The organism is Mammaliicoccus sp. G-M28 (assembly GCF_022386595.1).
Classification (GTDB): Bacteria; Bacillota; Bacilli; order Staphylococcales; family Staphylococcaceae; genus Mammaliicoccus; species Mammaliicoccus fleurettii.
This window is the reverse complement of sequence record NZ_JAJNIF010000003.1, coordinates 1-13,221: the sequence shown is the minus strand read 5'-3', so window position 1 is coordinate 13,221 and position 13,221 is coordinate 1. Positions and strand designations below refer to the sequence as shown.

Here is a 13,221-nt window from a genome sequence, read left to right as displayed (position 1 = left end):
ATTCTATAAACTCAATCCATCAATAAATGAACTGATTTGTGGAATTGTTTTACGTTCTTTTCCGACGTATCTTCCCAACTCTTGTTCTTTGTCATAAGCTATAAAACTCGGAATTCCCATTACATCTACCTCTTGACATAAATCAATAAATTCATCTCTATCAACAGATACGAATTGATATTGCTTATACTTTTCTTCTAAGGCTGGTAAATCCGGATCAATAAAATGGCAATCTGGACACCAAGATGCAGTGAACATAAATATTGTTGGTTCATTAATTAATGTTTTGAATTCTTCAATTGAAGTTAATTGTTTCATTTTTTTACACTTCCTATCATTAAAGTTTGTTGACCATCTTTAATTATATGATACTTTCTTAATATTTGATAAACAAATAAACTGATTACAGCTGGTAATAAGAAATGGAAGAATGCAATTTGTAGCCAAACCTCAGTTGAACTACCCATCGTTTTTATTGTCATTATTTGACCTACAAGCCCACTTGAACCCATACCTGCACCAGCAGCATTATTTTCCATTGGCCAAAATACAGTCATAATTGGAGCAACTATTAAACTTGCTATAACGGGTGGTATCAATATAAAAGGTTGTTTCAAGTAATTTGGAATTTGTAACTTACTAGTACCTATTCCATGTGCTATTACCCCTGAAATACCGTTATCTTTATAACTTGTAACTGCAAATCCAATCATATGGCAACAACCACCGATTGTTGCAGCAGCTGCAGCAGTACCACTTAACCCTAGCATCAAAGCTAAAGCAGCACTAGAAATTGGACTACTTAAAGTTATACCGACTAAAAAGCTTACGAACATACCCATTAATAGCGGCTGTTGTTCTGTGCTCAATTGAATCCAACTACCTAACTCTTTCATAAATGCATCTATAAATGGTGCGATAAATTTCGCAATACAAGTGCCAATAAAAAGAGTTAATATAGGTGACAAAATAATATCGATTTTTGTCTTACCAGAATAAAACCTGCCCAATTCACTTGCTACTACAGATGCCAAATAACTACCTACAGCTCCACCTTGTTCGTATCCATACATACCTGTGACTGCTGTTGTGAAAATAATAAGTGGTGATGCACCAATTCCATAACTAACTGCTACCCCTACCCCTGCACCAGTTAATGATTGTGCCAATTTTCCTATTTCTATCATAATTGATGTATCAAAATATGTATTTAAGGTTTGACCTAAAGTTTCTATAATTAGCCCAACAATTAAAGTACTAAAGAGACCTAAAGCCATGTAACTAAGGCCATCGATTATTGTTCTATTAAAAAATGATTTAACTTTCTCCATTTTTCACACTCCTTAAAGAGATTATACTATAAAAAAGCACTTGTAATTATTTAAAATCAAATAATTACAAGTGCTTTTTTTATTATACTTCTATTACATTAAGGAATTTTTTTAATGCTTCTGTTTTTGGCTGAGTAAATAACGTTTCAGGTTTACCTTCTTCACCAATTAAACCATCATTAATAAATACCATTCTATCTGAAACTTCTCTTGCAAAACGCATTTCATGAGTAACAATAACCATCGTCATACCTTCATTAGCTAAATTCTTTATGACTTTTAACACATCATTTACAAGTTCAGGATCTAATGCTGATGTAGGCTCATCAAAAAGCATTACTTTAGGGTTCATTGCTAGTGCTCTTGCAATTGCAACACGTTGTTGTTGTCCACCAGATAATGCGTGTGGTCTTTGATCTTTTACACTTTCTAATCCTACTTTTTTCAAAAGCTGTAGCGCTTCACTAAGTGCATTTTGTTTACTCATTTTTTTAACTGTTATTAAACCTTCCATTACATTTTCAATAGCAGTCTTATGAGGGAACAAGTTATAACTTTGGAAGACCATTCCAGATTGTTTTCTAACTTTAATTTGAGATTTTTTATTCTCAGCAGTATAAGTTTCGCCATTTACAACAACTGTACCTTCTGAAGGGATTTCTAATGCATTCATCATTCGTAGTAAAGTTGTTTTACCTGATCCAGATCTACCAATTAAAGTGATAACCTCACCTTTATCTACTGAAAGATTAATGCCTTTGATCACTTCTTTGTCATTAAAAGATTTTTTTATATTTTGAAGTTCTATCATGAGCGATACCCTCTTTCAATATATGATTCATAATAAGATTGGATTACGGAAATGATGAAACAAACAACCCAATATAAAATAGCTACTAATAAATAAATAGTTAAAAATTCATAAGTAGTAGAAGCTACTTCTTGTGCTTTTCTAAACATTTCTGCAACCAATATGAATCCTAGTAATGAAGTATCTTTTATTAAACTTAAGAATGTATTACCTAAAGCTGGTACTGATACTCTAATAGCTTGAGGTAAAATAATGCGTTGCACTGTTTGTTTATAATTCATACCGATTGAATAAGCTGCTTCTGTCTGACCTTTAGGAATTGACATAATTCCACCTCTTAATATTTCAGATGCATATGCACCAACATTAAGTGAAAGACCTATTATTGCAGCTATAACCGGTGATAATGTAAGCTGATTATCCGCTTCTCCTGTTGCTAATCTGCCAATTTCGGGAATACCGTAAAAGATAATGAATAATTGAACAATCATAGGCGTTCCTCTTATGATTGATACATAAAAACGGGCAATCCCTTTAAGTACTTTGCTGCTTGAAATACGCATCAAAGCTGTTAATAAAGCCAATATCAATCCTATAACAAAAGTAGCTAAAGTTATAGGAATAGAATATTTAACTAAACCTTCTAACATCGGTAGAAAAGCTTGTTTAGCAGCATTTAAAGCATGAAGTTGTTCATCATTTAGGTTCTGAAACATTATCGCCAAACCATTTCTTACTTATTTTTTCTAATTCACCATTATCTTTTAATGTTTTCAAACCTTTATTGAATTCTTCGATTTTTTTGTCATCTTCTTTTTTACTAAATGTAAATGCTGATTGACTTTGTTCTGCATCGCCTTCAATAGCTTTGATTTTAGCATTTGGTTTTTGTTTTTTATAATCTAAATATGAAACATTATCATTAAATGTACCTTCAACACGGTTAGATTGTAATAAGTCCATAGCTTGATTAAAACCATCTACTTTAGTGATATCTGCTCCTTTAGATTGAGCAAGTTTACCATAATTTGATGTTAATGTTTGAGCTAATTTTTTACCTTTAACATCATCAAATGATTTAATATCTTTGTTCTTCTCATTTACTACTAGTACACCTTTAGAATAAGTGTATGGATCTGAGAATTTATATTTAGCTTTTCTTTCATCATTAATACCTACTTGGTTTGCAATCATATCAAAACGTCCTGCATCAAGTCCTGCAAACATTGAATCCCACTGAGTTTCTTTAAACTCAACTTTATAACCAATTTCTTTTGCTACAGCTTTAGTAACTTCAACATCATAGCCAGTTAATTTATCATTTTTATCATGAAAACTAAATGGCGCGTAAGTACCTTCAGTACCTACAACAATTTTTTTGTCGTCTTTCTTACTGCTACTTTCTTTTGAATCGTCACTATTCCCACATGCAGCTAACACTACTATTAATGCAATAATTAAAAATATACCTTTTTTCATTTATACATCCCTCTATTCTTAGTATCCTAATCGGAATAAACATAGTTTAGACTGAAATCCATGAACTGTCAATTACTAAAATCTGACTTATTTAAATTTTAAATATTCAATCTTTTCTGAACTTAAATCTAATACTAATGTTTCAAGTAATGTCTTTGCACTTAAGTAATCTCTAACATCATAAATTGCTTTACTCGTGTGGATGTACCTTGCACAAACGCCAATTACAGCAGTAGGTATACCAGTTAAAGATTTGTGAATTTCGCCACCATCTGTACCACCTGGTGATTGGAAATATTGATGATCAATTTCTTTATCTTCAACAGTCTCAATTAAATAATCTCGCATTCTTTCAGAAAGAATCATCGTACGATCAAGAATTCTAATTAATACACCCTTACCTAATGCACCTGACAAACCGATGTGACCTTTCATATCATTCGCTGGAGAACAATCTACAACTAAAGCTAAATCAGGTTGAATAAGATTTACACTTGCAGAAGCACCTCTTAATCCAACTTCTTCTTGAACGTTTGCTCCGACGTATAAATCAACATCCAATTCTTTGTCTTTTAGTAACTCTAATAGTTCTAGTCCAACAAGACATCCATATCTATTGTCCCAAGCTTTTGCTAATACTCTATTTTCTGTCAATCTTTCAAAATCAGTACGAGGAACAATCGTATCACCTATGCGAATACCCATTTCTTTTAATTGTTCTAAACTTTCTGCTCCAACATCTAATAACATGTCTTCAATAGCAACGCCTGATTCTTTACCCGTTCTAAAATGTTTAGGTATACTTCCAACTACACCATTATAATATTGACCATCACGAGTTTTTAATTGTAGTGTTTGTGATAACCAAACATCTGATGAAACGCCTCCTAGTGGTGTGAACTTTAACATACCCTCTTTTGTCATTTCAGTAACCATAAATCCGATTTCATCCATGTGAGCTGCTATTAATACTTTAGGAGCATTTTCTTTTTTAGATTTTTTGATACCATATATACTCCCCATATTATCGCCAATTATTTCATCTACAAATGGTTCCATTTTTTCTTTTAAATATTCACGTACTTCACTTTCAAATCCTGGAACGCCATGTAATTCAGTAAGTTCTTTCATTCTAGTCAATGTTTCTTGTCTAATTTGTGTCATTATGATTCTCCCTATTTAAATATTTATCTATCATACATTCTTTGTGTTAAACTAAATTTAAGAAAAAAGGAGGCATGGTCATGCAAAATAATAAGTTACGCTTTGTCATATTAATTTCTTCTATTTTTACAGGATTAGGGGTACTTGCAACTATCATTTACTTTAAGCAGTTCAAGCTCTACAATTGCGAAGAAATACTTAATCAAGTGAAAAAAGAATTTAATAATGTGGAAGCATCTTATATCTTACATATCCCAAAGACCTACCAAAAATTCGGCATTGAAACAAAAGTAGTTCATGGTGGCATTTCTATAAATAAAAATGGCAAACTTATACACTACGAATTTATTGCTGATGCTTTTAATGGCCAAGTCATTGATATTTATGAAATATAATACTATTAAATGAAACATGATGTACATAAAAGTACATCATGTCAGACTGCCGTCAATGTCCTAGACTTTGACGGCAGTTTTTTTGCGCATGCTTTCCGCGGGAGTCAGCGCAAAAAATACTAAATATTTAAAAAATATTTTATAATTTTTTAAATTTTATTATTTGATAATGCGGTAAATGACTTTTTAATAGCTTCTAAACCATTTACCAATTTTTCCTCACTGCATGCTAAGTTCATTCTAAAGTGATGACTTTCACTTATTTCAAATGAATTACCAATTCCTGTTGCAATTTTGCCTACAGATTGTAACGCTTTTTGTACTTCACTTTCATTAAATCCACTTTTAGAAAAATCAATCCACGCCAAATAAGTAGAATCTGGCTTGATAAATGTTAGTTGTTCTGGCATTTCACTTTTAATAAAATCATCTAGTATATCCATATTTCTTTCAATATGTTGGTTTAATTGATCAACCCAATCTCCAGCTTGTGTATATGCTACTTTTACAGCTTCAACTGCAAGTGTATTGGCTGCTGCTAAACCGTAATAAGTGGCAAGCTTTCTATTAAATTGTAATGTGAAATATCTATGTTTAGTAATCATGTAACTACTCGCTAAACTCGCTAAATTAAACGTTTTTCCTAATCCAGTTACAACTAAAATTGGAGAATCTAATTTCATTTGATTCGTCATTGAATAAAATCCTTTTTCACTTCTTACAAAGTCCATATGAATTTCATCAGAAACGATAAATACATCATTTTTTTCACAAACTTCTTTCATAAATTCACATTCTTCTTTTGTCCATACTTTACCAGTAGGATTATGAGGGTTACAAAGTACTAGAACCTTCACATCATCTTGAGCCGCCATTTTCTCAAATTGTGCCTTATCTAATTCGTATCCATTTTCTGTCTTGATTAAAGGTGATTCTACTAGACGTCTATTATTTCCTTCAATTAAATTAATAAACGCATTATAAGAAGGAGTGTGTATTAATACGCCTTCACCTTCTTTTGTAAATTCACGAATTACTTCTGTAACAGTAAATAATATACTTGGCACATAATAAATATCATTTTTTTGAACATTTACTGAAAACCTAGTTTTGTACCAATGTTTAATTGCATTTAAGTATTCATCTTGTTTCCAAACTAAATATCCAAAATGGGCTTGGTCTAATTTGTTTTTTAAATGATCAATTATAAAATCAGGTGTTTTAATATCCATATCAGCTATCCAGAAAGGTTCAAGATTTTCGTAATCGTATACTTTACGTTGCCCTTCATAAGCTACCGTGGCAGTTCCTCTTCTATCAATAATTTCATCAAAATTATATTTCAACTAAATCATCCCTTCTAATGTTTTCTTTGATTCCCCTTGTTTCTTCATCAATTCGTACAGCAAAATGATCTGCATCATGATAAAACACAAACCAATAATCATTTTTAATATATTTTTGTAATAAACGTTCTTTTGCATTAATTGAATCCATTGGATAATCATCATAAGCTGTAACCCATAATGGATTTAAATGAGCAATCGTTGGCATTATATCTGCCATATGTACAGCTTTCTCACCATCACTTTCTATTTCGATGACACTATGACCAGCACTATGGCCACCAGTATGATGCATAGTAATTCCCGGTATTATTTCCATGCTTTTAACGAAAGTAACTACTTGATGTTCAATACCTTTATAATTTTCTTCCCAATATGTTGATTTACTTCTAATATTAGGTGATCTTAGCTCGTTCCATTCAATTTGTGATGTATAGATTGTTGCATTTTTAAATACTGATTGACCATCTGGTGTTGTTAGTCCACACGCATGATCAAAATGCATATGTGACATAATAACAATATCTATATCATTAATAGTGATGCCAAATTGATTTAAAGAATTTTCTATATCACTTTCGTAAGTCGTTCCATAATTCCGCTTTTGTTTATCAGTTAATTTACCGTTACCTATCCCTGCATCTATGATAATATTATGTTCTTTACTCTGAACAAATATTGGATCCGTAACAAGAGGTATTTGATTGAGTTCATTAACTGGATATTTTTTTGTCCACAATGCTCTTGGCACAACACCAAACATTGCACCACCATCCATTTGAGTAATACCACCTTGTAATGGACATAATTTAAAATCACCTATATTTAACAAGATTATCCCCTCCAATCATTTATCATTATTTTATCATTAATTGATTTAATGAACATCTTTCAAGATTGGCAAGTTGTTTATGGTATTAAGCGTATTTATTAATTCAGTTGATAAGTGGAAATTGTTCTATTTATCATGTTGGCCACGTCTTGCAATATTCAGACGCTCTATTTATCATGTTTACCTCGTCTTGATAAATTCAACCGCTCTATTTATCATGTTTACCTCGTCTTGCAATATTCAACCGCTCTATTTATCATGTTGACCTCGTCTAGATAAATTCAGCCGCTCTATTTATCATGTTCGCCTCGTCTTGATAAATTCAACCGCTCTATTTATCATGTTTGCCTCGTCTTGATAAATTCAGCCGCTCTATTTATCATGTTTGCCTCGTCTTGATAAATTCAACCGCTCTATTTATCATGTTGGACACGTCTTGATAAATTCATGGGCTCTATTTATCATGTTTGCCTCGTCTTGATAAATTCAAGTGATCTAAGTATCACTATGCTTACAATTCTTCGTTATCTAAGTAATACTTTTTGGGATTTTTATCGATAGACTTAAAATATTTTTCTACCACTCTTCTAATCGTTAGACTATTTTCTAACTGACACCACTTTTGAGCTTCATTCAATGTAAAAGGTTCTTTTTTACATATATAAAGTTCTTTCAAGTTATATAAATACAAGTTTTGTCGAGCAATTTTATAAAGACATGCTTCACATACTAAATATTTCTTATTAATTTCTAGTGTAGTTTTGTATAGTCTTTTACAACGTGGACACTTTAGTCCTTTACGTAAATGTTCAATTGGAATTTTATTGACATTATTATATATATGAGAAAAGTCACTATGATTACTTTTAAATATCTTTAATATTCGAGAATTTTCTATTGATTTATTATTTTTAAACATATATTGAAGTTTGTGTAATTCTGTAGGTAATAAAACATTGATGTTATTTGGAATATGCGTTTTTATTGTGAATTTAGGATTTGAAAATACTAGAAAAGATTTTATTTCTCTGTTTATATTGTAGTGGGTTATAACGTGGTTTAATTCATAATGTGCTCTTTTGATTTGTTGAAAAGGGGTGTAAAACATAGTTCCATATTCATTAAGCAACTGTCCTTCATGAATACTGTAATCTCCTGAATAATGTTTAACTTCTAAATGAAATATTGTATCATCAGAAATTACTAAAAAGTCTATTTGAACCCGATTCTTATAATTTAAATTGAGATTATATATGTAGTTAGACTGTTTATACTTATCTAATAATCCTTTGATACAAACCTCTCCTTCTAAACCTCTAATATAATTTTTCGTTTCGTCATCAATTTTTTCTAAAATAATTCTATTCTGTAATGCTAATAAATATTTATGACTGTCCATTGTTGTACCTCCATATTTAATACCATTATTATATTCAACTTACTAAAAGAATAAAAGAAAAAGCTGGGACAAATTAATTTGTCCCAGCTTAATCATTTTATTTAAAGCTAGCTTCCATTCGATAAATTCTAAATCCTCTGCTTGAGAATTTATCTTCGTATTCTGTACGAATATTATCTTCTGGTTCGTCTTCATGTAAATTCAAGTTAATATAATCAAATGACATACCATATTGTGACATGCTTTCTAAACTATACTCAAATAATCCTTGATTATCAGTTTTAAAATGGATTTGACCATCTTTTTTCAAAATGTGTTGATATATATCTAGAAAGGATGAGAATGTTAATCTACGTTTTGCATGACGTGTTTTTGGCCACGGATCAGAAAAATTAAGATATACTCTAGAAACTTCATTTTCTACAAAATACTCAGTTAATAATTTTGCATCTTGATTTATTAACTTGATATTGTCTAATTCCATTTCTTTAACTTTTTCTAATACCCTTACCATAACATTTTTGTCCTTTTCAATTGCAACATAATTGATGTTAGGATTTTGTTTAGCTGTTTCAGTAATAAACCTACCCATTCCAGTACCAACCTCTATATGTATTGGTTGGTCTTTATCAAACCACTCAGCCATTTTATATTGATGGTTTAGATCTACATCTACTAAATTGGGATGATCTTTCAAAAAGTCATCAGCCCAAGGTTTATTTCGCATTCTCATTCAAAGTAGCTCCTTATATAAATACATTTCTTGTCATTACTTCATTCAAGAAGTTTAACCAATCATTCATATCATTATATCGCTTTTTCTCTTCATACCATTCTACCATAGCGATAGCTTGTATTAACGTGTACCATTTCATACGTTTTTTCAAATCATGCGTATCGTTAATACCATATTTGCTCAACCAATCTACCCAGTCATTTTCATCAACATAAGTATATAATATCATGCCAATATCAATAGCAGGATCTGCAATCATCGCACCTTCCCAATCTACAAGAAATAGTTCGTCTTGGTCAGATAATAACCAATTGTTATGATTAACATCTCCATGTATTACAGTATAAAATCTGCTATCTAATGTAGGCATATTATCTTCTAAGTAAAGCAATGCCTTTCTAACAGTCCTATTCGATAATACATGTCTAGATAAAGAACTATTGATTTTCTTAAATAATAGTTCTGGATGCATCGGTTTCATTTCCATACGTTTAAGCATATTTAATAATTGTTTAGAAGAATGTATTTTTTTAAGAAGTTTGGCAACACGGTTAGAATTCATTTCATCTTGGACTAACTCTCTACCATTTTTCCAATGCTGTGCAGTTACAACTTCTCCTGTTTCAATTCTTTTAGTCCAAACTAATTTAGGTACAATACCTTCAGCAGATAATGCTGTTAAAAAAGGACTTGAATTACGTTTTAGGAAGAGCTTGCGGCCATCTTGTTCTGCCATATATGCTTCACCAGATGCTCCACCTGCTGAGTCTAACGTCCATCCTAATTGATAAAAATGTTCCAACCTATCCACCTCACTTTCAGAAAAAGAAAAAGACTCAAGAATGTTCCTTTTCAAGAGTCATATTTTAATCTTAAAAAATTTCGTTTAATTTTTGTAGTTTTAGTGCGCTTCTTTTAAATTTTATTATCTTTTGGTTAAGATTTCAACCTCATAAATGAAAACTTTCGAGTATTTTGAACCTATTAATATACAATAAGTCTAATAAATTCAGTATTCATATGGTTTGGTCTAGATATTAAAATTACACTAAAATATTTTTAAGAATTGGACTCAATATAATTATCAAATGATTTTTGTAGTTGCTTCGTAATTTGACCAACTTTACCATCCCCGATTTTACTATCATTCACTTGTACAACAGGCATAACTTCAACAGACGTACTTGAAACAATGACTTCATCTGCATTGTTTAAGAAGTCTAAATTAAATGCTTCTTCTATAAATGGAATTTCTAAGTCCTGAGCTATTTTTTTAATAACACGTCTCGTAATACCATTTAATATTAAATTATTTGCTGGATGTGTATATATTTTACCGTTTTTAATAGCATACACGTTACTTGAGCTACCTTCTGTTACAGTTTGGTCTCTGTGCATGATTGCTTCTGCAGCATCATTTTGAGTAGCTTTTTCTTTAGCTAGAACGTTACCTAATAAATTCAAACTTTTTATATCACATCTTAACCATCTAATATCATCAACAGTGATTGCTTTAACACCATTTTCTAATTCTTCATATGGTCTGTCATAGCTTTTTGAAAAAGCAGTAAATACTGGTTTTGTACTGGCATCAGGAAATGGGTGATTACGAGGTGCTACACCACGAGTAACTTGAATATATATGCCACCATTTACTACATTATTCTTTGCAGCTAACTCTTTTGTTACATCAATTAGTCCTTCTACAGTATAATCTTCTAAATTTAAACCAATTTCTTTAGCACTTCTAAACAATCTCTCATAGTGTTCATGTGCTGTGAATACTTCGCCGTCATAAATACGTATGTATTCATATATTCCATCTCCAAAATTGTATCCTCTGTCAGAAAAACTTACTTGCCCTTTAGATTCGTCAACAAATTCATCATTTATATAAATATATGTCATTACTCATCATCCTTTACACAGACATTGTATATTGCTTCTAAATAAATTGCAGTTGCATTAAATAATTGTTTTTTTGTAATGTATTCATTTTTTTGATGCATTAAATCTTCTGAGTCTTTAAACATCGCACCAAATGCTACACCTTTATCTAAGTTTCTAGCGTATGTTCCACCACCAATTGTGTATGGCTCAGATTTGTCACCAGTTTGATTTCTATAAGCTGATAATAGCTGCTCTATAAATGGATCGTTCTTATCTACATAGTGTGGTAATTGATGTTTATCCATTTCAATTTCAAAGCCTTTTTCAGTTACTTCTTCAGTAAAACGAGAAATGGATTGATCAAAATTGAAACCTTCTGGATATCTTAAATTAATTCCGAATTGACCACCATCTACATCTGTATAGCTCATAATACCCGTATTAGTTGTAACTTCTCCCATTTCTTCAGTAGCAAATTTCATACCCATTTTCTCACCTTTTGGAGAGTCGACTAAATAGTCATTAGCAAATTTAACGTATGAATTTGCATACTTATCTAAATTCAATTTATTTAAAAATTGGATAAGTAGTAACCCAGCATTTACTCCTAAAGTTGGATCCATACCATGTGCTGCTTTACCATGAACGATTAAATTTAAAAATCCTTCGTCAATTGAAGCTTCACCTTCAATTTCATGCTCACTTAAAAATGATTCAAATATTTGTACAACATTAGTCATTTGTTCTTTAATTAATAATTTTGCTTGAGCAGTGTCTGGAACCATATTAAATCTTTCACCTGAGAAGAAGGCTTTTAATTCTACTTCTGGTTCATCATTATCTTCAACATACCCTGATTGTAGAATGTTAAATGTAACAATACCTTTTTCTCCATGAATAAGTGGGAATTCGGCATCTGGTGCAAAACCTACAGAAGGCATTTCTTCAGTTTCAAAATATCTATCTGTACATTTCCAATCAGACTCTTCGTCTGTGCCCACAATAATATGTATTCTTTTCTTCCAATCAACTTTCATATCTTCTAAAATCTTTACAGCATAATATGCTGCTATAGTTGGACCTTTATCATCTAAAGTGCCACGCGCTATAATAGCATTTTCAGTTTCAACAGGTTCAAATGGATTAGAATCCCATCCAGCTCCAGCTGGTACAACATCAACATGGCAAAGAATACCTAATAAGTCCTCACCTTTACCTGCTTCGATTCTTCCGACTATATTTTCAATATCTACATAAGAGAAGCCATCTCTTTCACCAATTTGATACATATAATTCAACGCTTTTTTAGGACCAGGTCCAACCGGTGCATCATATGAACTGGCAGAATCATCTCTTACGCTTTCGATGCTTAAGAGCCCCTTTAAATCATTAATAATATCTTCTTCATATTCTTTAACTTTATTTTTCCACATCGAAAATCATCTCTTTCTTAACTTGAATAGTTATCTATATAATACATGATATTTTTGTAAATATGAAATAGAAATACTGATAAATTGCTATTTTTTTAGCTAAAAAATTATTTCCTTATACGTACCACTATGGTCATTTATATTTTAAATTTTTTTAAAGAAATTATTTCCCATTTAAAAAGGACAGTCATTTATAAATAATTAAATATATACCGACAAAACTGTCGGTCTCAGACTGTCGACAAACTGTCTTGAATTTATCAAGACAGGTCCAACATGATAAATAGAGAGGCTGAATATTGCAAGACGAGGCTAACATGATAAATAGAGAGGCTGAATATTGCAAGACGAGGCTAACATGATAAATAGAGAGGCTGAATATTGCAAGACGAGGCTAACATGATA

Annotated in this window: 14 protein-coding genes; 1 reads left to right on the top strand and 13 read right to left on the bottom strand. The window is 31.2% G+C overall.

Annotated features, from left to right (window positions below; genetic code table 11):
- Positions 1 to 3: 3 nt before the first annotated feature.
- The 6 genes from LQ609_RS03830 to LQ609_RS03805 form a co-directional block, all read right to left on the bottom strand.
- Positions 4 to 318 (bottom strand): thioredoxin family protein, encoded by a 315-nt coding sequence (locus tag LQ609_RS03830; protein WP_078357548.1) that lies wholly within the window; start codon positions 316 to 318, stop codon positions 4 to 6.
- Positions 315 to 1,331 (bottom strand): PTS sugar transporter subunit IIC, encoded by a 1,017-nt coding sequence (locus LQ609_RS03825; RefSeq protein WP_078357549.1) that lies wholly within the window; start codon positions 1,329 to 1,331, stop codon positions 315 to 317. The genes LQ609_RS03830 and LQ609_RS03825 overlap by 4 nt, the downstream gene beginning before the upstream one ends.
- Before the next feature lie 82 nt (positions 1,332 to 1,413).
- On the bottom strand, positions 1,414 to 2,142 hold the full coding sequence (locus tag LQ609_RS03820) for an amino acid ABC transporter ATP-binding protein (protein ID WP_239734344.1): 729 nt from the start codon (positions 2,140 to 2,142) through the stop codon (positions 1,414 to 1,416).
- A complete protein-coding gene (locus tag LQ609_RS03815) occupies positions 2,139 to 2,858 on the bottom strand; it encodes an amino acid ABC transporter permease (protein WP_078357551.1) in 720 nt (239 codons plus the stop codon). The genes LQ609_RS03820 and LQ609_RS03815 overlap by 4 nt, the downstream gene beginning before the upstream one ends.
- Positions 2,839 to 3,621: an amino acid ABC transporter substrate-binding protein gene (locus LQ609_RS03810; protein ID WP_078357552.1), complete on the bottom strand. Its 783-nt coding sequence runs from the start codon at positions 3,619 to 3,621 to the stop codon at positions 2,839 to 2,841. Before LQ609_RS03810 ends, LQ609_RS03815 begins: the two co-directional genes overlap by 20 nt.
- 87 nt (positions 3,622 to 3,708) lie before the next feature.
- Positions 3,709 to 4,785, bottom strand: a complete 1,077-nt coding sequence (locus LQ609_RS03805; protein WP_078357553.1) for a M42 family metallopeptidase — start codon at positions 4,783 to 4,785, stop codon at positions 3,709 to 3,711.
- A gap of 80 nt (positions 4,786 to 4,865) precedes the next feature.
- On the opposite strand from LQ609_RS03805, the gene LQ609_RS03800 reads away from it, so the two are divergent.
- A complete protein-coding gene (locus LQ609_RS03800; RefSeq protein ID WP_078357554.1) occupies positions 4,866 to 5,180 on the top strand; it encodes a hypothetical protein in 315 nt (104 codons plus the stop codon).
- Positions 5,181 to 5,329: 149 nt separating this feature from the next.
- Here LQ609_RS03800 and LQ609_RS03795 read toward each other — a convergent pair whose 3' ends face one another.
- The 7 genes from LQ609_RS03795 to pepV all read right to left on the bottom strand — a co-directional run bounded on the left by LQ609_RS03795 (position 5,330) and on the right by pepV (position 12,816).
- Entirely contained in the window at positions 5,330 to 6,526 is a 1,197-nt protein-coding gene (locus LQ609_RS03795; protein WP_107509999.1) for a MalY/PatB family protein, read from the bottom strand.
- A complete protein-coding gene (locus tag LQ609_RS03790) occupies positions 6,516 to 7,358 on the bottom strand; it encodes a YtnP family quorum-quenching lactonase (protein ID WP_239734343.1) in 843 nt (280 codons plus the stop codon). Before LQ609_RS03790 ends, LQ609_RS03795 begins: the two co-directional genes overlap by 11 nt.
- 511 nt (positions 7,359 to 7,869) lie before the next feature.
- Positions 7,870 to 8,757 (bottom strand): nuclease-related domain-containing protein, encoded by an 888-nt coding sequence (locus LQ609_RS03785; protein WP_239734342.1) that lies wholly within the window; start codon positions 8,755 to 8,757, stop codon positions 7,870 to 7,872.
- A 97-nt stretch (positions 8,758 to 8,854) separates the two neighbouring features.
- Complete coding sequence (gene trmB / locus LQ609_RS03780) at positions 8,855 to 9,490, bottom strand: tRNA (guanosine(46)-N7)-methyltransferase TrmB (protein WP_078357557.1); 636 nt, start codon at positions 9,488 to 9,490, stop codon at positions 8,855 to 8,857.
- Between the two features lie 13 nt (positions 9,491 to 9,503).
- Positions 9,504 to 10,295 (bottom strand): phosphotransferase family protein, encoded by a 792-nt coding sequence (locus LQ609_RS03775; protein ID WP_078357558.1) that lies wholly within the window; start codon positions 10,293 to 10,295, stop codon positions 9,504 to 9,506.
- 257 nt (positions 10,296 to 10,552) lie between these two features.
- Entirely contained in the window at positions 10,553 to 11,401 is an 849-nt protein-coding gene (dat, locus tag LQ609_RS03770) for a D-amino-acid transaminase (RefSeq protein WP_208143730.1), read from the bottom strand.
- The gene (gene pepV / locus LQ609_RS03765) at positions 11,401 to 12,816 is read right to left on the bottom strand and encodes a dipeptidase PepV (protein ID WP_107509639.1); all 1,416 of its coding nucleotides are present in this window, start codon (positions 12,814 to 12,816) and stop codon (positions 11,401 to 11,403) included. The genes dat and pepV overlap by 1 nt, the downstream gene beginning before the upstream one ends.
- Between the last annotated feature and the right edge of the window lie 405 nt (positions 12,817 to 13,221).